General features: G+C 62.3%; 16 protein-coding genes, 2 other RNA genes and 7 pseudogenes. 11 read left to right on the forward strand and 14 right to left on the reverse strand.

Features of this window, described 5'->3' with window-relative positions; translation table 11 throughout:
• The first annotated feature begins 18 nt into the window (after nucleotides 1–18).
• From bioA to J5I97_RS13965, 3 genes and pseudogenes are all read left to right on the forward strand, one after another.
• Nucleotides 19–1,437, forward strand: a complete 1,419-nt coding sequence (gene bioA / locus J5I97_RS13955) for an adenosylmethionine--8-amino-7-oxononanoate transaminase (RefSeq protein ID WP_208587166.1) — start codon at nucleotides 19–21, stop codon at nucleotides 1,435–1,437.
• Nucleotides 1,428–2,162, forward strand: coding sequence for a 16S rRNA (uracil(1498)-N(3))-methyltransferase (locus J5I97_RS13960; protein ID WP_208587168.1), 735 nt, complete (start codon nucleotides 1,428–1,430; stop codon nucleotides 2,160–2,162). The genes bioA and J5I97_RS13960 overlap by 10 nt, the downstream gene beginning before the upstream one ends.
• 102 nt (nucleotides 2,163–2,264) lie before the next feature.
• A pseudogene (locus J5I97_RS13965) lies at nucleotides 2,265–2,369 on the forward strand (transposase); the annotation flags it as partial.
• A 15-nt stretch (nucleotides 2,370–2,384) separates the two neighbouring features.
• Here J5I97_RS13965 and J5I97_RS13970 read toward each other — a convergent pair.
• Nucleotides 2,385–2,461: non-coding RNA, sX9 sRNA (locus J5I97_RS13970), on the reverse strand.
• 207 nt (nucleotides 2,462–2,668) lie between these two features.
• On the reverse strand, nucleotides 2,669–3,307 hold the full coding sequence (locus J5I97_RS13975) for an HD domain-containing protein (RefSeq protein ID WP_208587171.1): 639 nt from the start codon (nucleotides 3,305–3,307) through the stop codon (nucleotides 2,669–2,671).
• Between the two features lie 149 nt (nucleotides 3,308–3,456).
• Between J5I97_RS13975 and J5I97_RS13980 the strand changes: the two genes are divergently transcribed.
• Nucleotides 3,457–4,203 carry an EAL domain-containing protein gene (locus J5I97_RS13980; RefSeq protein ID WP_208587172.1) on the forward strand — a complete coding sequence of 249 codons (747 nt, stop codon included), beginning with the start codon at nucleotides 3,457–3,459 and terminating at the stop codon, nucleotides 4,201–4,203.
• Nucleotides 4,204–4,254: 51 nt separating this feature from the next.
• Here J5I97_RS13980 and J5I97_RS13985 read toward each other — a convergent pair.
• The 5 genes and pseudogenes from J5I97_RS13985 to J5I97_RS14005 form a co-directional block, all read right to left on the reverse strand.
• A pseudogene (locus J5I97_RS13985) lies at nucleotides 4,255–4,518 on the reverse strand (UBP-type zinc finger domain-containing protein); the annotation flags it as partial.
• Nucleotides 4,515–6,224, reverse strand: a complete 1,710-nt coding sequence (locus J5I97_RS13990; RefSeq protein ID WP_208591746.1) for an FAD-dependent oxidoreductase — start codon at nucleotides 6,222–6,224, stop codon at nucleotides 4,515–4,517. The gene J5I97_RS13990 and the pseudogene J5I97_RS13985, both read right to left, overlap by 4 nt.
• Nucleotides 6,225–6,456: 232 nt before the next feature.
• Nucleotides 6,457–6,532: non-coding RNA, sX9 sRNA (locus tag J5I97_RS13995), on the reverse strand.
• 354 nt (nucleotides 6,533–6,886) lie between these two features.
• Complete coding sequence (locus J5I97_RS14000) at nucleotides 6,887–7,756, reverse strand: NAD(P)H-hydrate dehydratase (RefSeq protein ID WP_208591747.1); 870 nt, start codon at nucleotides 7,754–7,756, stop codon at nucleotides 6,887–6,889.
• On the reverse strand, nucleotides 7,756–8,535 hold the full coding sequence (locus tag J5I97_RS14005) for a histidine phosphatase family protein (protein ID WP_208587173.1): 780 nt from the start codon (nucleotides 8,533–8,535) through the stop codon (nucleotides 7,756–7,758). The genes J5I97_RS14000 and J5I97_RS14005 overlap by 1 nt, the downstream gene beginning before the upstream one ends.
• A 187-nt stretch (nucleotides 8,536–8,722) precedes the next feature.
• Between J5I97_RS14005 and J5I97_RS14010 the strand changes: the two genes are divergently transcribed.
• Nucleotides 8,723–9,352 (forward strand): TetR/AcrR family transcriptional regulator, encoded by a 630-nt coding sequence (locus tag J5I97_RS14010; protein ID WP_208587174.1) that lies wholly within the window; start codon nucleotides 8,723–8,725, stop codon nucleotides 9,350–9,352.
• A gap of 96 nt (nucleotides 9,353–9,448) precedes the next feature.
• On the opposite strand, the gene xopAV is transcribed toward J5I97_RS14010, so the two are convergent.
• Nucleotides 9,449–10,213 carry a type III secretion system effector XopAV gene (gene xopAV / locus J5I97_RS14015; protein WP_345776680.1) on the reverse strand — a complete coding sequence of 255 codons (765 nt, stop codon included), beginning with the start codon at nucleotides 10,211–10,213 and terminating at the stop codon, nucleotides 9,449–9,451.
• Nucleotides 10,179–10,535, reverse strand: a complete 357-nt coding sequence (locus tag J5I97_RS14020) for a hypothetical protein (RefSeq protein WP_208587175.1) — start codon at nucleotides 10,533–10,535, stop codon at nucleotides 10,179–10,181. Before J5I97_RS14020 ends, xopAV begins: the two co-directional genes overlap by 35 nt.
• A 22-nt stretch (nucleotides 10,536–10,557) precedes the next feature.
• Here J5I97_RS14020 and xopQ point away from each other — a divergent pair, with 22 nt between their 5' ends.
• The gene (xopQ, locus tag J5I97_RS14025; protein WP_279631206.1) at nucleotides 10,558–11,910 is read left to right on the forward strand and encodes a type III secretion system effector XopQ; all 1,353 of its coding nucleotides are present in this window, start codon (nucleotides 10,558–10,560) and stop codon (nucleotides 11,908–11,910) included.
• A gap of 111 nt (nucleotides 11,911–12,021) precedes the next feature.
• Here xopQ and J5I97_RS14030 read toward each other — a convergent pair whose 3' ends face one another.
• Nucleotides 12,022–12,291, reverse strand: a complete 270-nt coding sequence (locus J5I97_RS14030; RefSeq protein WP_208587176.1) for an XAC0095 family protein — start codon at nucleotides 12,289–12,291, stop codon at nucleotides 12,022–12,024.
• 335 nt (nucleotides 12,292–12,626) lie between these two features.
• Between J5I97_RS14030 and J5I97_RS14035 the strand changes: the two genes are divergently transcribed.
• Nucleotides 12,627–13,643, forward strand: coding sequence for an IS30 family transposase (locus J5I97_RS14035; RefSeq protein WP_208586408.1), 1,017 nt, complete (start codon nucleotides 12,627–12,629; stop codon nucleotides 13,641–13,643).
• Here the strand turns inward: J5I97_RS14035 and J5I97_RS20630 are convergent.
• Nucleotides 13,615–13,803: pseudogene (locus tag J5I97_RS20630) on the reverse strand (type I restriction enzyme endonuclease domain-containing protein); the annotation flags it as partial. The gene J5I97_RS14035 and the pseudogene J5I97_RS20630 overlap by 29 nt on opposite strands.
• Nucleotides 13,804–13,916: 113 nt before the next feature.
• A pseudogene (locus J5I97_RS14045) lies at nucleotides 13,917–14,711 on the reverse strand (IS5 family transposase).
• A gap of 129 nt (nucleotides 14,712–14,840) precedes the next feature.
• On the opposite strand from J5I97_RS14045, the pseudogene J5I97_RS14050 reads away from it, so the two are divergent.
• The 4 genes and pseudogenes from J5I97_RS14050 to J5I97_RS14065 all read left to right on the forward strand — a co-directional run bounded on the left by J5I97_RS14050 (nucleotide 14,841) and on the right by J5I97_RS14065 (nucleotide 18,991).
• A pseudogene (locus tag J5I97_RS14050) lies at nucleotides 14,841–16,187 on the forward strand (IS701 family transposase).
• Nucleotides 16,188–16,219: 32 nt separating this feature from the next.
• A pseudogene (locus tag J5I97_RS14055) lies at nucleotides 16,220–16,705 on the forward strand (XVIPCD domain-containing protein); the annotation flags it as partial.
• Between the two features lie 68 nt (nucleotides 16,706–16,773).
• Nucleotides 16,774–17,637, forward strand: a complete 864-nt coding sequence (locus J5I97_RS14060; protein WP_208587178.1) for a Smlt3025 familytype IV secretion system inhibitor — start codon at nucleotides 16,774–16,776, stop codon at nucleotides 17,635–17,637.
• A 25-nt stretch (nucleotides 17,638–17,662) separates the two neighbouring features.
• The gene (locus J5I97_RS14065) at nucleotides 17,663–18,991 is read left to right on the forward strand and encodes a Smlt3024 family type IV secretion system effector (RefSeq protein WP_208587180.1); all 1,329 of its coding nucleotides are present in this window, start codon (nucleotides 17,663–17,665) and stop codon (nucleotides 18,989–18,991) included.
• Nucleotides 18,992–19,244: 253 nt separating this feature from the next.
• Here J5I97_RS14065 and J5I97_RS14070 read toward each other — a convergent pair.
• Both J5I97_RS14070 and J5I97_RS14075 read right to left on the reverse strand, forming a co-directional pair.
• Nucleotides 19,245–21,803 (reverse strand): annotated as a pseudogene (locus J5I97_RS14070) (M1 family metallopeptidase); the annotation flags it as partial.
• 283 nt (nucleotides 21,804–22,086) lie between these two features.
• Nucleotides 22,087–23,379 carry an adenylosuccinate synthase gene (locus J5I97_RS14075; protein ID WP_208587184.1) on the reverse strand — a complete coding sequence of 431 codons (1,293 nt, stop codon included), beginning with the start codon at nucleotides 23,377–23,379 and terminating at the stop codon, nucleotides 22,087–22,089.
• Nucleotides 23,380–23,707: the final 328 nt, after the last annotated feature.

Here is a 23,707-nt window from a genome sequence, read left to right on the forward strand (position 1 = left end):
GACCGATAGAATAGGCGTATGCATCGACATGTTCATGAACCCGAAATCCTAGCAGACCACGCAGCCTCCCAAGCTGCCGAACATTGGCGGCAACGCGATCTTGCGGTGCTCTGGCACCCCTGCACGCAGATGCGTGAGCACCCGCACACACTTCCGCTGGTGCCGATCGCACGCGGCGACGGTGCGTGGCTGGTCGGTCACGATGGCCGCCGCTATTTGGATGCGGTCGGCAGTTGGTGGACCAACCTGTTTGGCCATACCGAACCGCGCATCGGTGCGGCTATCGCGCGGCAGGCCGGCGAACTGGAGCAGGTGATGCTGGCCGGCTTCACGCACTCGCCGGCAGTGCAGCTGGCCGAGCGGCTGTTGGCGATCGCGCCGCGTCAGGCCGGCCGCGCGCCGTTGTCCAAAGTGTTCTATGCCGACAACGGTTCGGCCGGCGTGGAAGTGGCATTGAAGATGGCCTTCCATTACTTTCACAATCGCGGCGAGCACCGCCGCACGCGCTTCGTCGCGCTGGAAAACGGCTACCACGGCGAGACCATCGGTGCGCTGTCGGTCGGCGACATTCCGTTGTACCGGCGCGTGTATGCGCCGCTGTTGCTGGAATCGATGTTCGCGCCCTCGCCCGACGCCTATCTGGCCGAACCCGGACAGACCGCGGAAGACTACGCGCTGCAAGCGGCCGACGCGCTGCAGGCAATGTTCGAACGATCGCCCGGCGAAATCTGCGCGCTGATTCTGGAGCCGCGCGTGCAATGTGCGGGCGGCATGCGCATGTACCACCCGGTCTATCTGCGCCGCGCGCGCGAATTATGCGATGCGCATGGCGCGTTTTTGATCGCCGACGAGATTGCGACCGGCTTCGGTCGTACCGGCACCTTGTTCGCCTGCGAACAGGCCGGCGTCATGCCCGACCTGTTGTGCTTGTCCAAAGGACTCACCGGCGGCTTCCTGCCGTTGTCGGCGGTACTGGCAACGCAGCAGGTGTACGAGGCTTTCCTCGACGATTCGCGCGAGCGCGCGTTCCTGCATTCGCATAGCTACACCGGCAATCCGCTGGCGTGTGCGGCCGCATTGGCGACCTTGCAAATCTTCGCAGACGACGACGTGGTTGCGCGCAACCAGCACACCGCAGAGCACATGGCCACGCTCGCTGCGCAGATAGGCGAACACAGCGCGGTGGCGGACGTGCGTCAGGCCGGCATGATCGTTGCGTTCGAACTCACCCAAGGTGGCGACAAACGCACGCCGTTTCCAGCGACGGCACGGGTTGGCCTGAAGGCGTATCGCGCTGCGTTGGAACGCGGCGTGGTGCTGCGCCCGCTCGGCGACGTGTTGTATTGGATGCCGCCGTACTGCGTGGACCAGACGCAACTTGCGCTGCTGGCCGCGACCACACGCCATGCCATCGAGCAGGCCGTTGCATGCGCCTGACCCGCTCCCATGTTGCGCTGCCGCTGCACTGCGATCAGGAAGTCACGCTGCCCGAGGAATCGGCCAATCATCTGTTGCGCGTGTTGCGACTGCGCCAGGGCGATGCGTGCATCCTGTTCAACGGCGATGGCAGCGATTACCACGCACGCATCACCGTGGCCGGCAAGCGTGAGGCACGCGCGATGGTGGAACGTGCCGAGCCGCTGGCGAACGAATCGCCACTGCGGATCACCTTGCTCCAGGGCATCGCACGCGGCGAGAAGATGGATCTGGTTTTGCAGAAGGCCACCGAGTTGGGCGTTGCGGCGATCGTGCCGGTCAACGCCGAGCGCACCGAGGTCAAGCTCGATCCGGCACGCATGGAAAAACGCGTTGCGCATTGGCGCAGCGTGGTGGTGTCGGCGTGCGAACAATCCGGGCGCGCACGCGTTCCGCATCTGGCTGCGCCACTCGGCCTGCTGGAAGCCGCGCAGGCAAGCGATCCGCGCGAACTAAGGTTGACGTTGGACCCGCAGGGCGAGCATCGCCTGAGCACGCTGCCGGCAAGCATCCAACAGAGTGTGATCGTGGCGATCGGGCCGGAAGGCGGCTGGTCGCCACGCGATCGCACGATTCTCGGCGCGGCTGGTTTCAGCGGTCTGCGATTGGGCCCACGCATTTTGCGCACAGAAACCGCAGGGCTGGCAGCGGTTGCAGCGCTGCAGTCGCGGCTTGGGGATCTTTAAGGCCTTGCCATCTTGCCATCTGGCAGCGTGCTTTCGACCTGAGTCGCCCCGTCTTTCCTAGACACCTTGCGGCCATGATTCACAGCAGCAATAGGGGTGTCTATGAGCAGCAAGCGATACACGCAAGAGTTCGAGGTCGAGGCGGTCAAGCAGGTCGCTGACCGTGGGCACTCGATCGCCGATGTGGCAAGTCGGCTCGGCATATCGATCCTAAAATAGAGCGGCTAACAAAACGTAGCGAGCAGTCGTCAGCTCGGTGGGGACGGCGCGGAGGAACCGGAGTGTACGCGTGAGTACATGCCAATTCGGAGCACCAGCCGCGCCCGCCTGGCGGTGAGCGCAGTCGTTTTGTTAGCCGTTCTAAATCCGATCCATCTAATGCTGGGACTGAATATCTAGCAAACCGGCATTCGACAATGCACTTGCTTAGCGCGCGGCATGCAGCCGATATCAGCGTTTGCGGCCGATCAGCGGCGACGTCCAACGTGCCACATCTTGCAAACGCATTATCCCAGCGCGTGCGCCGGCACCGTCTGCTTGCCGGTGTGCGCCAACGCCTGCATATGTGTCACCACGCCACTGAACAACCGTGCGGTGGCGGCACTGCGAGTGCGGAAAATCTCTTCCAGCGCGCCGTAGTACCACAGCGTGCCCTCACGCCCGGCGGTGAACACGTTGAAGATGTCCTGGCCCACGGCGGGGTTTTCCAGGTCCTGCACGATGGTCCGCGCGTTGTAAAGCTTGTCGCAGCCCGACACCAGCAATGCACGCTCCGGCGTCTTGCGTAGATGGTCCAGGTAGGCGAGCTTGCGCTCGCGCCAATCGCGTTTGCGCGCACTCCGAGTATTGTCCACCTCGGCCTTGTCTTCGGCAGCGGCGTCGGTACATGCCATCACGATGTCGGCCACCGCATTGCCGAACTGCGCGCGGATCGATGTCTCATGGCCGCCGCCGCAGTCTTCCACTACATCGTGCAACAAGCCGGCAATGGCCTGTTCTTCGTCGCCGCCGCATTCCAGCACTAGCGTCGATACGCCCAATAAATGGCTCAGATACGGGATCTGCGTGCCCTTGCGCACCTGCCCGGCATGGGCGATGCGCGCGTAGTCCACGGCCAAGGCGTAGCGTTCGGTGAGAGCGGTCATGGGGGAGTCCGATGCGAGCGATGGCGCAGTATCGCCGAGCCCGACCACGTGCGGAGTGAGGATGCCGCGAGGATGCCTGTGCAGACTCAATGACGCGCTGTTGCGGCCGATACCGCTAGGCTGACTCCACGCCGCACGATTGCTCAGCCATGCCAACGCTTCCCGTCTGCAACGCCTGCCGCGATGGCCAGGATTTTCCCACCGCGATCACGATGGCCTTTCAGCCGATCGTCGATGTGTCCACCCGTAGCATCTATGCCAGCGAAGCACTGGTGCGCGGGGTCAATGGCGAATCGGCCGGCAGCATTCTGGCCGCCGTCGATGAGCGCAACCGTTACGCCTTCGACCAAGCCTGCCGCGTCAAGGCGATCGAATGCGCAGCGCAGATCGCGCTTCCGACATTGCTATCGATCAACTTCATGCCCAACGCGGTCTACAACCCCGAGCACTGCCTGCGCGCCACGCTCTCGGCCACCGAACAATACTGCTGGCCGCTGGACGCCATCATCTTTGAGGTCAGCGAGCAGGAACGCTTAGCCGACCCGGCACATCTGCTCTCGATCCTGCGCACCTATCGGGCGCACGGGATGAAAACCGCCATCGACGATTTCGGCGCCGGCTACTCGGGGCTCGGCCTGCTGGCCGATTTCCAACCGGACCTGCTCAAACTGGACATGGCCCTGATCCGCGGCATCAACACCGACCGCAGCCGCCAAGCCATCGTCTGCCACGTCACCCGCATGTGCGAAGAACTCGGCATCGCGGTGATCGCCGAAGGCATCGAACACCCTGACCAATGCCGCACCCTGCGCGACATGGGCATCGGCCTGCAACAAGGCTACCTGTTCGCCCACCCGCAAATCGGCGCGCTGCCGCAGGTGCATTGGCCGGAGTGAATGCATTGACTCCCCAATCCCGATTCTCAGCGGCGCTACCGTGCCGTCGCACACAGACCGCGGAATTGGCCCAAGTTGCGATGTCCGATCCGGCAGCTCCGCTTCCACCTCGTCTACATAGCATCAGCCCCAACCTTCGGGTGGGTCGTAGGCTTCGATAATGGGGTGGCCGGTGGCGTGGCAATGTGCGGTGGCCACTCCTGCGGCACAGGCTTAGATGCACCCATGGACTATCGATGGCCCGGCATTGTTCGCAGCCAAGCGCACTCGGCGTGACCTCGGCAATCTGCGCGGTGTGTGGCAGTGGTCGCTCATGAGGTGGGGGATTGCTGGTTGGCGCTGGCAAGTTCGGACATGGGCACCGGGTTGGCCTGGTGCGCCAGATACTGGTGAATCTGTGCGACCACTGCGGCGCCCTCGCCCACTGCGGCGGCCACACGCTTGACCGAGCTGGCGCGCACATCGCCGATGGCAAACACACCAGGGCGATTGGTTTCCAGCGGCAAACACGCCGGCACGCCATCGCCACGCGCGGTGCCGGTAATGACAAAGCCGCGCTTGTCGGTTTCCACGCAGTTCTGCAGCCAACCGGTGTTGGGGTCTGCGCCGACAAACAGAAACAGATGCCGCAATTCCACGCGCATGGTCTGCCCGTCGGCACTGGTGCGTAGCACCGCCGCGTGTAGGCCGCGCTCCGGGTCGCCTTCGAGCGCGGAGACTTCGGTGCCGGTATGCAGTTGCACGTTCGGCAGTGCGGCGATGCGTTCGATGAGGTATTGCGACATCGACGCTTCCAGCCCGTCGCCACGAATGATCAAGTGCAGTTCCTTGACCCGCGGCGCCAGAAACGCGACCGCCTGGCCTGCAGAATTACCGCCACCGACTAACGCCACCACACCACCCTGGCATAGGCGCGCTTCCACCGGCGATGCCCAGTACGACACGCCATGGCCTTCGAAGCGATCCAGCCCTTCGATGTCCGGGCGCCGGTAGCGCGCACCCGAGGCGATGACCACGGTGCTGGCCAGCAATTGTTTGCCGTCGGCAAGATCCAGCGTCAACGCGCCATCGTCGCGCCCGCATTCCAGCGTGGCTGCTTCAATCGGGATGGCCAGTTCGGCGCCGAATTTCAGCGCCTGGTTGTACGCGCGCCCGGCCAGCGCCTGGCCCGAAATTCCGGTCGGAAAGCCTAGATAATTTTCGATACGTGCCGATGCGCCGGCCTGCCCGCCGATGGCGCGCTGATCCAGCACCAGCACCGATAAACCTTCGGACGCGGCATACACCGCCGTCGCCAGACCGGCCGGGCCGGCGCCGACAATCGCCACGTCGTAGCGCTTATTGGGGTCGATGTCCGGCGTCATGCCCAGGCAATGCGCCGCTTGGACATCGCTGGGCTGGCGCAGCACACGGCCGCTGGGGCAGGCCATCACCGGCAAGTCGTGCTCCTGGATGCCCAGCCGATCGACCAGCGCGCGGCCTTCTTCATCGGAAACATCGATCACCGTGTTCGGGTAGCCATTGCGAGTCAAAAAGCCCTGCAAGCGGGTCAGATGCGCATCGTCCGGCTTGCCGATCAACACCGAGCCGGAGGCATCGCCTTCGATCAATCCTACGCGGCGCAGGATCAGCGCACGCATCACCACCTCGCCCACGTCGGCCGAGCTGATCATCAGTGCGCGCAGATGCGCGGTGTCGAAGGGCAACGCCAGACAGCCGTCCGGCCCGGCTAGGCCGGCAGCGAGCGATGCGCGCCCTGCCAACTGGCTGATCTCGCCGGTGAACTGACCAGGCGTGTGCAGCGTGATCGGCTTTTCGTTGCCTAGCCCGTCGCGGCGCACCACTTCGATGGCGCCTTCCAGCACCACCCACATAGGCGCGTGCGCATCGCCCACGTCGAACACAGTTTCGCCGGCACTGAAGCGCTTTGCCGGCCCGCTGGCGAAGCGCCGCGTAATCGCCAATTGGGCCGAGTCCAGCTCGGGAAACATCTGATGGTGGCGGGTATCGTCCAAAGGGATGGATCGGCGACACTGACGGGACAACATGCAAGCATGGCCAGCGGTGATGACGATGGCAATCAACAAAACGCGCAATGCCGGCCACGACATGCATCACACGTGCAGCAAGCGCACGCGAGCAGATGCGGCGCAGGTTTGACGGCTCGCAATGCGTTTGGCCAAACCGTCGAATGCGTGGTCGGCTTACCGAGCGCAATCCAGGCAATCAACCACAACCGTGCGCATTTAGAGCGGCTGACAAAACGTAGCGAGCAGTCGTCAGCTGGGTGCGGACGGCGCGCAGGAACCGGAGTATAGGCGCGGTGCATGCCGATTCGGAGCACCGGCCGCGCCCGCCTGGCGGTAAGCGCAGTCGTTTTGTTAGCCGCTCTAAGCTGGTTGATGCGCACCATCCGCCACCATCGCCCCGGCGTGCTCCCCTGCCATACCCTCGATGGCGAGCTGGTGCCGGAGATGATGGATGCCAGCACCGGTGAAGCGCTGGGAAATTTACCGCAAGGCTTGAGCCACTTGGCGTTGATTCATGCAGCGCTTGCAGTAGATGGCGAGTCGTTGCCAAGCGCCGCAACACAACTGCACGCACAAACGCAGGCCAGCCGGCGCCAACGGCACAAGATCTGGCTGACCTGGACGCACGCATCGCCCAAGAAGAGGGGCTTTGATCACCCGCGCGACAACCGATCAAGAATCCCAGGCACTTCCAACGGAATCTCACGCGCCAAAAACCCCACCGTGCCAATGCGCTTGGACAATTGCCTACCGGCCGTTGCATGCACAAGCACACCCCACAACGCAGCGGTCAACACATCGCTCCCACGTGCGGCAAAGCCCACAATCAAGCCGGCCAACGTATCGCCCGAGCCGGAAGTGCCCAACCCGGACACGCCACCACGATGCACCCACAACGCACCATCCGGCCCGGCGATAAAACTGTCTGCACCTTTGACGATCACCACGCTGCGCATCTTCTTCGCAAAGGTCAGCGCGTACGCATCCGGCGCCGCTTCCACCGCCGCCTTGTCATCACCGGCCAACGTGGCCATTTCGCCTGCATGCGGCGTCAACACAAACGGCCGCCCAATCGGCGCACGCAAACCACGCGACAACGCCCCGGCATCCAGCACCAACGTGCACATCGCCTTCTCAGCTGCGCGCTTCACCAACGCAGCCGTCGTCGATGACGATGCCATCCCCGGCCCGATCACCGCCGCATCGCATCCGGCCAAGGCCGCACCCAATGCACGGTGTCCACGGGTAATCTCGCCCTGCCCGTTCTGCGCCAATCCCAACACCAGTGCTTCGGGCACCGCCAATGCCATGCCCGCTGCCACGCTTGCCGCGGTGGCGATCTGCAACTTGCCCGCGCCCGCGCGCAATGCTGCTTCGCCGGCCAATAACACCGCGCCTGGCACGCGCATCGACCCACCCACAATCAACACGCGCCCGCGCTGCTCCTTGTCGCCGCCGGGCGATGGTAGCGGCATCGTGCGCAAAGCAGCAGCGGTGAGCGTGCGGATACGTGCGGCGGCTATCAGCGTGCTCCGGCCGGGCGATCGGATTCGGTGGTCGCCGGCGCATCGGCCAGCTCGGGCGGCACGAACTTGGTACGCACCAGCTCCAGCGATTGCCCATCGGCAGCGGCCGCGTATTCGGTGACGCCGCAGTTCGGCACATCGCCTTCGCGGTCGATGCCCAGGATGGCGGCCTCGTCCATCCGCTCGATCAGATAGCGCAAGCAATTGACGATCACCTGATGCCCCACGATCAACGCGCGCGTGCCCACATGGTTGCGCTGCAGATCGCCCACGATGCCGCGCAGCCGAAAGATCACATCGCACCAACTCTCACCACCGGGCGGGCGGAAATAGAACTTGCCCACCAACTTGCGCTGCTCGGCCAACTCCGGGAACGCCGCGATGATGCCGGCGGTGGTGTAACGGTCGAGCACGCCGAACTCCTTCTCGCGCAAGCGCTCATCCACACTCACCGACGCGACCGGTTGGCCCAGCGCACGCGCAACCGCGGCCGCGGTCTGGCGCGCACGTACATAAGGGGAACTCAGGATCAAGGTCGGTCGCTCATGCTCGGATAACCCGGCTATCCACGCACCCAGGGCTTCAGCCTGGCGTTCGCCCAGCGCCGACAAAGGCACATCCGCATCGCGATGCTCCAGCGCAATCAGCCTCGCCCCGTTGGACTCGGCCGCATCGCGCGCCACATTTCCCGCGCTCTGCCCATGCCGCACCACCCACAACCGCGCCGGCCACTGTGCCGACACCCCGGCAACCGCACTGTTCTCACTCACATGCATCTCCTGCAATCCACACCCACATGTCGCACAGCGGCCGTGAAAAAACGGTTGATCGCCGCATCGGCAACACGCATTTTCAAGCAACGCGCGCAGCTACCCATGACCGATGGCATGGCAACAAGCCAACCCAACGGGTGAGTGACGCCCCGCCGGTATACTGCAGCTCCCCGCCGCCAACCTGCCGCCCATGTCCAACGTCCTGCTGCTGCGCACGGCGAAAGAGCGAGAAGAACTGCTTCTGGAAGAGGTGCTGGACGCCACCGAGCAATGCATCGACGCCATCGGCCTGGGCGCCACCAGCTTCGAACTGATCGCCGAGCGCGCAAAGGTCAGCTGCGGCAGCCTGCTGCAGCGTTTCGAAGACAAGGATGCGCTGGTGCGCGCATTGCTCGAACGCAACTACATGCGCGCCATCCGCCAGATGTGGCTGGTCGAACGCCCGGCCAACGTGCACGTAGTGGATTTCATCGCCGGGCTGCTTGAAGAATGGCTGCTGCGGGACATCAACATCAAGCGCACCCGCATCGACCTGGAGCTGCACCTGGCCACTTTGCGCGAGCCGGTGCTGGCCGCCTTCATGCGCCGCCAGAGCGCATCGCTGATCGAACACCTTAGCGCCCTACTCAAGCGCCTGCTCCGCGGCCACGCCGACCCAGCCAGCAGCGAGCAGGAATTCCAGGCCCGCGTGTACGCCGTCGCCGCCATGTGCGGCGGATTGCATACCGTGATGACCTCCGGCATGGAGCTCAACCGCATGCATTTGCAACTGATATTGCGTGAGAGTTTGTCGGGGATTTTGAAGTCGGCGCCGGTGTAGTCCTGAAAAACAGCTGGCCCATGCGCGGTGTCCCTCGCCGCGCCATAGGCCGCGTCGCGCTCATTCTAAAGTACGCAGATACGCGCTAGAGGGCGCTCAGCTAGAGGACGATGCAGAGGCCTCCGCAGACGCGCGGCTGCGCGCAGCCGACAGTAGACCATCAACCAACGCATAGGCATCGTCGCCAACGCCACTGGCAGCGTCCCAGAGTTCAGAAGGCAGTAGGGAACGATCTGCTGTTGCCAAGTGGATAAGATCCATGGCCAGTGCATTGCGTTCCCCTTCGTTCATTTCAGGGGCGGGAGTATCTGTGTCAAGCATGGTGACCATTTCAATGGCGGCATCCAAACACTCCTCAGTGATTCCTAACTCACGTGCTCTAGCTGCTTTTGTGACAGTTGTCCGTGTGACAGGTGGCTGCTGTTGTGCCTGTAAATACCAGGTCGCCAAGCGCCCGACCGAGGACATCCCAGCCATCGCTCCAAGCGAGGCTATAACTGGTAAAGCCGAGCAATTTGCATAGTTTTTCCACCATGCATCATCTGTTGCGTAACCATATGCCCCTGCAAAAGGGATCTGCAATGCATGCACGCCTGAAAAGAAGGCAGCCATCGTGGAGCCAACACCTGCAGCTTGCAGCCCAAGGCTCGCAATCCGGACGCCGATGCGCCTGTTCGGCTCTCCTGGCTCTCTAAGCCTCGCCGCACGCACTGGCGGCCGTGGTAGGCGTTGCGCCAATTGTGTGTTGACCTGCGGGGCGTCTGCCTGCGACGTGGAACCCACGCCAGCTTCGGCTAGCACATCTTTGTGATCTTGCCTGACCGGTCTACGTGTCGCCGACGTCAATGGCATAGGACGCATATATCACCTCTCGAGCGGTTCGGTGAGTGGCCAGTATTACACTCCAACGCCGCTGCGCCCCGACCGACGCCCGAAAACTCTTGGCCTCTGGCGAAATAGATAGAACTGCATTGCCCAATCGATGCATAACACCCGCATCGCTGATCACGCGGCCACGGAAATCGACGCAAATCACACTTTTATATTGGGCAAGCGCAGAAGAAATCGTCGCTTCGGGCTGTGGTAGCGCACTTCGCTTATCAATCTCCCGGGCAGATGGAGCCTTGTCCACAGTGATGTCCCATTGATCGGCGTCGAGATGAGGACAGCAGATGGACTCCATCAGGCATCAACGCAAAACCCCCATGCATCTGAGCGCCCAGGACAGGCACGAGGACGCCGGTGAGCGCACTGCCACCGCGTCAACAGGCAATCATCTCGCCTGCCCGGAGACCGGCGAGGGCTTGCTGCAGGCACTGCCGCGGAAAAGCCGCCGCGTCCCTTCCGCTTCCGTACTCAAACGCTCGCTCAGTGCCCCTCCACTGACGGCAACACAGCGGCGGATGCTCGTGCAACTCGGGGCCGAAGGCGATACGCGTCTGACGCCCCACGAAGCGGCGGTGTTGCGGGAGCTCACCTTCCACACGCCGGCAACACCGCGCGACACGGTGCTGTTTACCGATCCGAACAAGGACCCTGACGATGTGGTCACCTACACCATCGGCAAGCAACTGCAAGTGGAGGGCTTTGTGCGCCTTACCGACGTTGCGGTGACATTGGGCGATGCGGACGTGCGGCAGGAGCGCGCCCGGCTCGCCAAAGGTGTCTTCAACCGCCTGCAATTACCCGATGTGCGTGTATCGCGCGGGCAGGATTACCAGATGCTTGCGGCGCAGACCAAAGACCATGCCAAATTCCTGCAGGAAGGCCGTGGGTTGCGCGCGGAATCGGGCGACATTTGCAGCAACAGCCTGGAGGCGATGAAAGACCGCCTGATGCAGACACCGCATGGGCTGAGCATGGTGGTGATTGCAGGCATGACCGACGCCAATGCGCTGGTCGAGGCGCATCCGGACCTTGTGCGCGAGCGCGTCAAGAACATCACCATCATGGGTGGGGTCGAGCCGGTCAAGGACGCACACGGCTATGTGCAGCCGGACGCGCGCGCCTACAACAATGCGACGGATCTGGACGCGGCGCGTGGTCTTTATCGTAAAGCACAGCAACTGCGCATCCCGTTGCGCATCGTCACCAAGGAGGCAGCCTACAAAACAGCGGTGTCGCCAGCCTTCTACGAAAGCTTGGCAGAGAATGGGCACTCAGTAGGCCGCTACCTGAAGGACGTGCAGAAAAACGCATTGAACGGCTTGTGGGACAGTATCCAGGCAGGGCTGCTTCCGGGCCTGGACGAAGCATGGTTTTTCCGCACATTCACCGCAGGCGCGCCAACGCAGGTGAATGGCCAGCAAGACGCTGCAAAACAAGCGACTGCGTTCGACCAGATCTGGCCAAAGGTCACCAAACTCAACCTGTACGACCCGCTGACGATGCTGGCATCGGTTCCCGGCGCGGCGGGCATGCTGTTCACGCCAAGGCAGATACACGCCGATGGATTCAGCGTTGTTGAGCAGGTGAGCGACAATGAAGTCAAGCATCCAGAAAAAGCGAAACTGTTGATGTCTGCCTTGGCGAAAGCGGCGCTTGCCACGAAAGAATGACGACCGATTGTGCTGCAGACGCACTACACCGCGTTCTGTAGATCGGCTGGCACACGCTGCTACAGGCTGCTCTCATGTCTGCCAGGCCGGCGCGCGTGTGGTGGCGCAATATTAACTGGCCGGTTCAAAGGCATCGGGTGCGAGACGCGCTGGCACCTGCGCCAGCGCCTGGGTTACCTGCTCGGCCAGCAGCTCCAGGCAGAATGCCAACTCGTCCATGCGGATGGCCGGCTGCCCCAATTGCTCTTCGGCCTGCGTGCGCGGCTGCGCCAGGCGCGCCCAAAAGCGCAGGTGGTCGCGTAGTTGCTGCAAACGGTACTGCGTGCCTTCTGGCAAATAGTAGCCCGGGTGTGACTGCGCATCTTGTACAGCGTCCGACATGGCCTGCTCCTCATTCCATGGAATCGGCCCGCCCGCCGCGAAGCGACAGACAGGAAGTCGGTAGGCTCGAAACCGCAAACAGTCGGCGGGCTTATTCCCCTTGCGGATGTTGTATTCGCCGCCCTCCCGACGCAGGCATCGCGCCGGTTGCGCCCGCAGAAGATGCAGGCACAAAAGGAGGTGGGTACCGCTGTTTACGGAGTTTCGAGGCTCCGTAGTCGAATCCTGCTATTGCAGCCGCTTGGCGTCAATACCGCAGCTCATGCAGACCAGGCAGCAGAGAGCTTAGACTCAACTTCCAAGTGCAACACCCTCATAGCAAGTAAGGTGTTCACATGTCAAAAAGCTATCTCCATCTGAGTGCAGAAGAGCGCGCGGTGCTGCAAATCGAAACACGGCGTGGTCAAAGCTTGCGCTCGATCTCCAGACTTCTGTGCAGAAGCCCATCGACATTGAGCAGGGAGCTGGTCAGGCAGGGCGCCACGAGCTACTGTGCGGCAGATGCGGCCAGGCGTTACAAAGCGCGGCGTCAGCGCAGTGTTCGGCGGCGTAGGCTGACCCCGGGGACGGATTTGTTCCAGCTGGTGCGTGATCATCTTGTGCTGTGGCGCTGGTCGCCCCAGCAGATTGCTGCCAAGCTCTTGATCATGCATCCGGATGATTCTGCCCAGCGCGTCAGCCACGAAACCATCTACGCAACGATCTATGCGCACCCGCGCGGTGGCCTGAAAAAGGAGCTGGTGGAGGCTTTACGCCAGGGCAAGCCTACTCGGGGATTGCGGCGTACGACCGCTGCCAAACGCACCTGGGTGCCGGAGGAACTACGCATCGTGCACCGGCCCGAAGACGTGCGACAGCGCCTGATTCCAGGTCATTGGGAAGGCGATCTGATCAAGGGCGCGTTCAATCGTTCCTGCGTTGGCACGTTGGTGGAGCGCAAGACGCGCTTTGTGGTGCTGTGCCGAATGGACGGCTGCACGGCTGCCGATGCGCTGGAAGGGTTTACCCGCCAGATGAAAAGGCTTCCCGCTTCGATGCGAACGAGCTTGACCTATGATCGCGGGACCGAACTGACGTGTTATGCCGAGCTGATGCAGGGACTGAACATCAATGTGTGGTTTGCCGATCCACACGCGCCTTGGCAGCGCGGAAGCAACGAAAACACCAATGGCCTACTTCGCCAGTTCTTGCCCAAGGGTGCGGATCTGTCCACCGTCAGTCAGGAGTACCTCAATCACATCGCATTACTGATGAACACCCGTCCACGCGAGACGTTGGGATGGAAAACGCCGAGCGAGGCGATGGAGCATGAACTGGCAACTTTCAAATCACGTGTTGCACTTGAATCTTGAGACCACCGAGTGCTTCGGCCTGCTGCAGCACCGTGCGAACCACGGCATCCTGCAGATCGGGCGGATACCCTTATTTGCGCAGGATGCGCTTGACCAGCACACGCATGCGCGCACGCGCCGAGTCGCGGCGCCCCCAATCCACCGAAGCGCTGCCTTTAAGGATGGTCTGATCAACGCGGTCAGAGGATGAGGCAAACCACATTGGCCACATCCACGGCACTCAGGTCCTCGGTTTTTCGCCGTTTCCGGCGCGTTTGCGGGGTGTTGCCCGAGTTACAGGCACACCTTCCCCACGGCAGGCATCAACTGCTTTCGCTTCAACCACAGGTTCGACAGCGCAAACAGCGTCAGCACCTGCGCAGTCTTCTTCACCAGGCCGCGATAGCGCACCTTGACGTAGCCAAACTGACGCTTGATCACACGAAACGGGTATTCCACGCCGTGCAGCAGTTTGTACGCCTGCGTGATGTCTGCCACGTTGGCCGCCGTGCATTCCACGTGGTGCACCAGGCCGGAGGCATCGTCCACGCCGATGTGCGCCTTCATCCCGAAGAAATACTGATTGCCCTTCCTGGTCTGGTGCATTTCAGGGTCGCGCTCACCTTAGTTCTTGGTCGAACTGGGCGCGGCAATGATCGTGGCGTCCACGATCGTGCCGCCTCGCAGGCTCTGCCCCTTGCGCGACAAGTGCGCGTTGACCCGATTGAACAGCTTGCGCGCCAGATCGTGCTGTTCCAGCAGGTGACGGAAGTTGAGAATCGTGGTCTCGTCCGGCACATCGTCCAACCCGCCGATCTTGGCGAAACGGCGCATCGACACCGTGTCGTACAGGGCCTCTTCCGCAGACGGATCGCTTAGCGCGTACCACTGCTGCAAAAAATGGATGCGCAGCATCGTCTCCAGTGGATATGGCTGTCGCCCCGGCTGGCCTGACGTCGGATAATTCGGCGCGATCAGGGACAGCAGGTCCTTCCACGGCACCACCTGATCCATCTCGCACAAGAACACCTCGCGCCGTGTCCGCTTGCGTTTGCCGTTGTACTCCGCGTCGCCGAAAGACAGTTGCATCGTTATCGTTCCGTTGGCTCTATGCGATTGTCGCAGGATCAGGGGAGTTGTTCAGACCTTCCATAGTCCTACTGTGTCATAAATAGGTTATCCTGCAATGCAAGCAGTCTCTCCCACGGCGGGATCGTGATGGCCGCAGTCAGCAACAAAGCGCGTTTCTCCGCTTATCTCGATGAACTCTCCGCCGCGCTCGGTCATGCTGACCGCACTGCGGGCCTGCGAGGCGATTGTAGTGCGTTGATGCTGCCTTTGGAGCGCAAGAGTGTTGAGCCCCTGGCTGCTCATCTGGATCCGCTTCGAACCAGGGCTCGCCATCAAGCCTTGCACCACTTCGTGGCCAAATCAGAGTGGTCCGATGCGGCCATGTTGGAGCGGGTTCGTCAGTACGTTTCGTCGCTGCTGGATTTGAAAGACGAGGTGTACTGGATCGTGGACGACACGGGTTTTCGCAAGAAGGGCAGGCATTCGGTCGGTGTGGCCTGATAGTACTGCGGCGAGATCGGCAAGCAGGACAATTGCCAGGTGGCCGTGAGCGTATCGTTGGCGACGCCGGCAGCGAGCATTCCGATCGCTTTCAGGCTGTATCTGCCTGAAGACTGGGCCAGCGATGCAGCACGCCGGGGAAAAGCGGGAATTCCCCACGAGATTGAGTTCGCGACCAAACCGCAGATCGCACTGGCGCAGATGAAAGCAGCCCATGCCACGGGAGTGGCGCGCGGCACGGTGTTGGCCGATGCAGCCTATGGCAGCAATACGGCCTGGCGTGACGCGCTGGCTTGCCTGGAACTGAACTATGCGGTGGGAATCGTGTCGAGCGTGAAAGTCTGGCCGCCCGGACAAAGGCCCGAATCGCCGGCGGCGTGGAAAGGCCAAGGCCGACCTCCGGTTCGCCATCGTCGTACAGCCGACCATCAGCCACAGTCGGTGCAAGCGCTGGCGCTGTCGTTACCCTCCCGCGCCTTCAGGACAGTCGCGTGGCGGGAAGGCGGCAACGCACCGTTGTCGGGACGTTTCGCCGCCGTACGCGTACGTGCAGCACAAGGTGATCGCTTGCGTCAGGAGGAATGGCTGTTGATCGAATGGCCCAAAGGCCAAGACAGGCCGACCCGATACTTTCTGTCCAACCTGCCGGTAAACACGCCGCGCAAGGATCTGGTAAGGACGGTCAAGGCGCGCTGGTGGATTGAACGCGATTATCAGGATCTGAAACAGGAATTTGGCCTGGATCACTACGAAGGCCGTGGCTGGCGGGGCTTCCATCATCACGCGAGGTTATGCGTCGCTGCCTATGGGTACCTGGTTGCTGAACGCTTGCGCGGGGCGCATCAAAAAAAACCCTCGGAATGCGCGGAATCTCCCTTACCCGAGAATTACCGACCGCGCGGCAAGGCAATCGCGCGCCCAGCGCCACGCGAGCGACTCGATCGCGACGCTGCGCTGGACAATCGCCATGGACATCGCAGCGGCACTACTTGACGTGATGCCTCCGCATCTGCGGATTTAATGACATAGTAGGACTAAAGATTCTTTCCAGCTATGCGGACGCGGGCAACCGCGAGTTGTACTGGAATTATCTTTCGCAGCTAGATGGTGCAGACGGCTACGGGACGCTGGCGCTAGGCGTGGTGCGCAACAATAGCTTGCCCGGTCGGGTCGCAAATAGTTACGCACAGGATTATGCCAGGACCCAGCACGACAACGGCTCGCGTTTTGCCAACGCTCAGTTGAGCGAGAGGCAGTGGGAAGCGTTTCGGCAAACCCTGCTCAAAAAGGATTTTGAAGCTAGGCAATACTGGATGAGCGAACACCGTCCGGATCTAGCGCAGAATTTGCCCGGTGCTGACGTCATGCGAGCACACGATCAAGCCTTCCTGGACCATGAGCTCGCCCCCAACTGCTGGACGCCCCGCGTGCTGCTGCAAGCGGCCTTGGAAAAAAGCGGCCCCCAGAAGCTGGAACAGATCTGGACCAACATGCTCGACAACGAGTATGCCATGCTATTCCTGTCCCATCGACACCGATTCGCCTATAGTTCACAGCGAACCCTGCAATGGATTGACCAATGCGCATGATGTCATCCGGCCGGTGCCTCGCACTTGCACTTGCCGCGGCTGTAACCAGCAGTGCGTGTGCACGGACCCCATCGACCGAACAAAAAAGGACTTCTCCCATGTCGGACACCGTTACAACAGGCCGCACCATCAACGGGCACACCTATTCGGATGCTCCCGTCGACGTGAAGATGGGGCCGAACACCTTCGGCATTCCCGCCAACTATCTGGATAGCCAGATCGCGCCATGGCCGGGTGAGGGGGTGACGCTGGTCATCGAGTGGCCAGATATGACGCCCACCCCGCCCGGAGCACGGGCCAATCCGCGCACGAATGATTTCCGGAAAGAGATCTCTGTGTCGATCGACTATGTTGACCGGATTCCAATCGACACCTTGTTGGCCAGGCGGTCTTCCAACGAGGCTATCACCGAGGCGAATTCCGTCGAAAGGAAGGATCCAAGGAGTCGCCTTGAACTACGCGTTTCTAAAGAGGAGACCCTTGGTCTAACACCTTATGCCATCGACGAAGTAAAAATGAAGGACTATTCAAACGAGTACGAGGCACGCTATGGGAAGCTACCGGTCCGCAACCTTGCTTATGAAGATGACTGGTATGTCGCACGTGATGCCAACGGCAACCTCACCACCGTCATCAAGTGTGATAGCACCAAGTTTCGCAAAGATGGCGTAAAACTTGAGGGCAATGAGGTCATCCATGAGAAAGGAGCTGTTGCTGCAAGTTGTTTCCATTATTTCGCTGATATCGAAAACAAACTTTCGATCACCCTGAACTACAAGAGAGCGTTCTTGAAAGACTGGAAACGCATGGAAGATGCCGTAAGGGACGTTTTAACGCGCACCAAAGTCAAGTGATGGACCAGGTATTAGGGAGCAGGACATGAGCGGATTGACCGATCAAGACATCAAGATTTTGAGCGGCTATGCGAACTTAGGAAACCGGGAACTGTATTGGAATTACCTCTCACAACTACAGGGGGCTGATGGCTATGGCACCCTTGCGTTAGGCGTAGTTCGCAATGACAGCCTGCCTGGCCGGGTCGCCAATAGCTATGCTCAGGACTATGCAAAAAATCAACATGACAAAGGCTCGCGCTTCCCCAACGCGGAGCTCAGCGAACGACAATGGGAGGATTTCGGCCAAACTCTGCTCAAGAAGGATCTTGCGCTTCGGCAATCTTGGATGGAAGTTCAGCGCCCGGACCTGGCACTAAACCTGCCAGGCAAAGACGTAATGCGAGCACACGATCAAGCCTTCCTGGACCATGAGCTCGACCCCAACTGCTGGACGCCCCGCGTGCTGCTGCAAGCGGCCTTGGAAAAAAGCGGCCCCCAGAAGCTTGAACAGATGATCTGGACCAACATGCTCGACAACGAGTATGCAGGCGCCGCCCGCATCAGCAACACAGGCTATGAGACCTTTGCGCAAATGGGACTGGCGGCCGGCAGCCAGTACCTGGCCAAGCTCGGCACCACCGAGGCGATCCAGATGCTGGAAGGCCGCTCCGCTGTCGACCCCAACGTCATTGGCAGCAACAGCTTCTACGCGATGTACTTCGAAAAAGAGCAGAAGTGGGTGAATGTCAGCGCAGGCGGCGGGCATCCTTCCATGCGCGAAGAAACCAACCCTGGTCGTATCGCCGAGCTCGACGATGCCCGCGCCGTCCGCCTGGAACGGCAGCAGAAAGCCGCGCATTTCCACCACGACGATCCGCACCGCTCTATCACCCGCAGCCCGTTCACAGCATCGGTCGACGGTATGCCCGATCGGACGCAGGCGCCTACCAAACTTGCCGATATCGACCCTGGTCACCGGGACTACGCATTACTGCAGCAGGTCCGTGCAGGTGTGAGCGCAATCGATGCGCAAGCTGGGCGGACGCCAGATGTGCACAGCGAGCGTCTGATTGCCAGCGTGATGGCCCTTGCCCGCCAGAACGACCTGGAGCGCGCCGACCATGTGGTGCTGAGCGTCCAGACCAAAGATATCCCCGCCGGGCGCGATGTATTTGTGGTGCAGGGCGAGCGGGGTGATCCTGCGCACCTGCGCGCCTCCATGCCCACCGATGTGGCCGTGCGCACGCCGGTGGAGCAATCGCTGCAGCAACTGGAGATGGCCAACACGGAACGACAGCAGGCATTGCTGCAGAGCCAGCAGCCAGCGATGGACAACCGTGCTCGTGACACTCCGGGAATGCAGATGACGTGATGCACGCGCCGGGATGTACGGCAAACGCGTGGCGACGGTGCAAAACGTGCCGGCCGGATGCGGGGCAGGTCACAACGGCTCTCGAGTGCCAACGTGTCGTGACTGACGTTGTGTAGGCGCACCCACTGATCGCTTCAAGCCCTCAACCGAAGCGATCAGCGGGTGCGCATCGAGGATGTCCGCGCCTGCCCGCGGTGCACGGACCGCATGCCCGGCACTGCAACACAGCACCGGGCATGCCGATCAGGGGCGCTCAGCCCTTGCGCGCCTTCAACCACGACTTGATCTGCGGCAGCGACGCCGCACGCAGCTTCACCCGCGTCTGGATCGTGTTGATGGCGTTGTCTGCGGCCTGCCGCGAGGTGGGCGCGATGTACTGGTCGGCATAGGCCTTGATCTTGTCGGCAGTGGCAAGGTCTGCCGAATCCATGCCCAGGCCGGGGTAGTAGCGGGCACGCGAGGTGGAGTCCACCAGGGTGTCCACTTGCGTGCGATGCGCCACGGCGAAATCGAAGCTCAGCTCCGGGTGCTGGGAAGCGACCCGGTCGATCATGCTTGCGCCGGTGGTGGCGCCTGGCTCCGGTGTCAACGCCAGCTGCAGCGCGCGCTTGGCCAGCGCCTCATCCTTGGGCATGGAGAGGAAATCGTAATAGGTGTCGCGCACCATCGACGAGGTTTCCCGCTTGGCCAATGCCTGCAACGCGTCCCAGGTGGCGGCATCGGCATTGCGCGCGACCGCGCCAAGCACGCTATCGCGCAGTTCCGGCGACAGCGATGCGGGGTTGGCCCGGAAAGCGGCGAACCGCCGGCGTGCCTCGGCGATCACTACGGCATCTCCCATGTCGCTGAGGCTGGCGATCAGGCGGGTACGCAACTGCTGGATCTGAGACGAATCGCCATCGCGGTTGTCCCAGCCCAGCGTTGCGAATTCGGCCGATAGCCGCGGCACGGCATAGGCACGCCACGCCTCGCGCGCAACCGGGTCACGCTCGAAGCTGGCATCCACGCCATCGAAGATGCCGGCCACCATGTCCCAGACATCGGGCGATGCGCCGACCGCCACCTGGGCGGTGAGGTTCAGCAGGTCGGCCTCTGACTGCACGCCCGCGCCGGCCAGAGCGTTGGTGTCGTTCAACACGCCCACCTGGTCCACCACCGGCAGCGCGCTAAAGCCGTCGGTCAGCGCCTTGAACTGCGCGGGCGCATACAACGTGCGGAAGTAGCCCTTTTGCCCGGCATTGACCAGCACCGGTTCATTGCAGCCCGGCACTTGCACCTGTGCAGTGCCGTCTACCAGCACGCGCACCTGCTTGCCATCGCCGCCGCGCAGGACAACCGGCACGTGCCAGCGCAACGGCTGCTTGTCGGGGCGGTCCAGGGTGAACTCGCCCTGCTCCAGCGTCACCGTGGTCTGGCCACCAAGGCAGCGGGTGCTCGCCTTGATCAACGGCACGCCCGGCTGCAGGGTGAAGTCGTGTGCCACCTCGGTGAATTGCTTGCCCGGGGCCACCGCGTCGATCTGCTGCCACAACTGGTCGGTGACCGCGTTGCCGTACTGGTGCTGCTTGATATAGCTGCGCACGCCGGTGCGCCAGTGATCCGAGCCGACGTAGTCTTCCAGCATGGCAATCACCGCCTCGCCCTTTTTGTAGGTGATGGCGTCGAAGGCCTGGCTGGCCTGCTCCACGGTGGCCACGTGTTGCACCACCGGGTGGGTGGTCAGGTACGCGTCGCGACGCATCGCCGCGCGGCTCTTCAGCGCGGGGCCGGTGTTGTCGATATCCCATTCCGGATGCAGCTTGTGCGTGGTGCGCGCCTCCATCCAATTGGCGAAGCCTTCGTTGAGCCACAGGTCGTCCCACCACGCCATGGTCACCAGATTGCCGAACCATTGGTGGGCGATCTCGTGCGCGGCGACAGTGAACACGCCTTGCTTGGTGTTGATGTTGGACACCGCCGGATCCAGCAACAACGAGTATTCGAACGTAAAGATCGCGCCCCAGTTTTCCATGGCGCTGAAGAACTGGCTGCGTCCGGGCGCGGCGATGTTGTCCAGCTTGGGCAACGGGTACGGGATGCCGAAGTAGTCGTTGTATTCGTGCAACACGTCACGACCGGATTTCAGTGCGAACTGCGCCTGGCCCACCTTGCCCTTCTGCGCGATGACGCCGATTTCGGTGCCGTTGTCGGCCTTGACGGTGGCGCGTTCGAAATCGCCCACGCTGACGAACAGCAGATACGTGGACATCTTGGGCGAGGTCTGGAACGCAATGCGGGTGCGCCCGTTCGCGCCCGGTTTGGACGAGGCGATGGGCATGTTGCTTACTGCCATCTGCCCGGCCGGTGCATTGATGGCGAGGTCGAAAGTGGCCTTGAAGTTGGGCTCGTCCCACGAAGGCACGAAACGCCGCGCATCGGAATTTTCGAACTGCGTGAACAGCGCGCGGCGCGGGCCTTGCGCGGTGGTGTAATCCAGCGCGAACAGGCCATTGGCCTGGGTGTTGATCGTGCCGCTATAGGCCAGCGTCACCACATACTTGCCCGGCGCCAACGGCGTACCGGTCGCAATGCTGGCGGTTTGCGCGTCCGCATCGGTGGTGACGGTGGCCGCCACCGGCTTGCGGCCTGCCGCGGCCAGCGTGGCCTTGCCGAAGGTCAGCTGCGCTGCCTGCAGCACGATGGCATCGGTGGGCGCCAGCACCTCGACATCGATGCTGACCTTGCCGTCGAAGGTCATCGTCTCGGCATGCGGGGTGATGTCGATGGCGTAATGGCTGGGCATGGCGGTGCGAGGCAGCTGCGTGGTGATGGTCGATGCGGTGGAAGCGGCCGCAGTGGCCGGTGTGGGTTCGGCAGCGTAGACGGAGCTAGCCAGGACGGTACCGGTCAGGACCAGGGCAATGGCGGTCACCAGGAGAAGACGCATGAAAGTTCTCGTTCGCTGAAATGGAGGCGCGGGCTGCGCTATGCCGGCGATGATCCTCCCCTCGCGCTCGCTCGCGCACCGCCAAAGGTCATGCCAATGCTCAGCAATCCTCAAAAGAAAACGGCCCGGACAAGCCGGGCCGTTTTCGCGTTGCAACTGCGTCAGCCGATCAGGCGAACGGATCCTGCAGCACCATGGTGTGGTCGCGGTCCGGGCCGGTGGAGACGATGCTGATCGGGCAGCCGGCCAGTTCTTCCAGCGCGCGCAGGTAGGCGCGTGCGGCAACTGGGAGCTTGTCCCATTCGGTGATGCCGTGGGTATTGTCGGTCCAGCCCGGGAATTCCAGGTACACGGGAGTGCACTCTTCCCAGCCCTGCGCGTCCAGCGGCGCGTATTCGGTGCGCTTGCCGCGGTATTCGTAGGCGATGCAGACCTTGAGCTTTTCCATGCCGTCGAGCACGTCGAGCTTGGTGATGCACAGGCCGGAGATGCCGTTGATGGCCACCGCACGCTTGAGCGCGACGATGTCCATCCAGCCGCAGCGACGCGGGCGACCGGTGGAGGCGCCGTACTCGGCGCCGCGGTCGCGAATGCCCTGGCCCACTTCGTCGTCCAGCTCGGTCGGGAACGGGCCACCACCTACGCGCGTGGCGTAGGCCTTGGCGATGCCGAGCACGTAGTCGATCGCATCGGCGCCCACGCCGGTGCCGGCCAGTGCGCCGCCCACAGTGGTGTTGGAGCTGGTGACGTACGGATAGGTGCCGTGATCGATATCCAGCAATGCTCCCTGGGCGCCTTCGAACAGCACACGCTTACCCTGCTTGCGCAGGTCGTGCAGGATGCCGGCCACGTCGGACTTCATCGGCTGCACGTAGTCGCCGAAGGCCAGCGCTTCGTCGAAGGTTTTCTGGAAATCGACCGCTCCCACGCCCAGGTACTTGGTCAGCACGAAGTTGTGGTAATCCAGCGCGGTGCGCAGCAGTTCTTCCAACTGCGGCGGGTAATGCAGGTCGGCGATGCGGATACCGCGACGGGCGACCTTGTCTTCATACGCCGGGCCGATACCACGACCGGTGGTGCCGATGGCCTTGCCGCCGGCGGCCTTCTCTCGGGCCTGATCCAGCGCGATGTGGTAAGGCATGATCAGCGGTGCGGCCGGGGAGATCTTCAGGCGCGAACGCACTTCCACGCCCGCTTCTTCCAACTCGCCGATCTCCTTGATCAGTGCGGCCGGAGAGATCACCACGCCATTGCCGATCAGGCACAGCGCGTTGTCGCGCAGGATGCCGGACGGAATCAGATGCAAGACGGTCTTTTTACCGTTGATGACCAAGGTGTGGCCGGCGTTGTGGCCGCCCTGGAAGCGGACGACCGCACCGATTTCTTCAGTGAGCAGATCGACGATCTTGCCTTTGCCTTCATCGCCCCACTGGGCACCGAGCACAACAACTGACTGACCCATGACGGGTTGACTCCTAAAAGTTTTGCTGCGGCCATCGGGGCCGCGGGATGGGACCGGCTCAAAGCTGGCAGCGACACCTGGCGCGCGGCTCCATCGGGGAGCGTTGCAGTGGTGCGACAGCCCTGACACGAAAAAAGCCGAACGGGGTGCTCTGGTTGGAGCGTGCCCGGCCGGCTTTTGTGCATTATCCGGGTTTCCGATGGCATGCACCACCCCTTGAAATTGGCGGCTCCGGGGCTGGTCAGATCGCAGCTTGCAGTGCGGTTGCCGTGTGCTTGCGCTGCTGATGGCCTGCCCTGCCCGCTTCTTTTGAAGCCGGCGACGGGCT

The sequence above is a fragment of the Xanthomonas fragariae genome (genome assembly GCF_017603965.1).
GTDB classification, from domain to species: Bacteria; Pseudomonadota; Gammaproteobacteria; order Xanthomonadales; family Xanthomonadaceae; genus Xanthomonas; species Xanthomonas fragariae_A.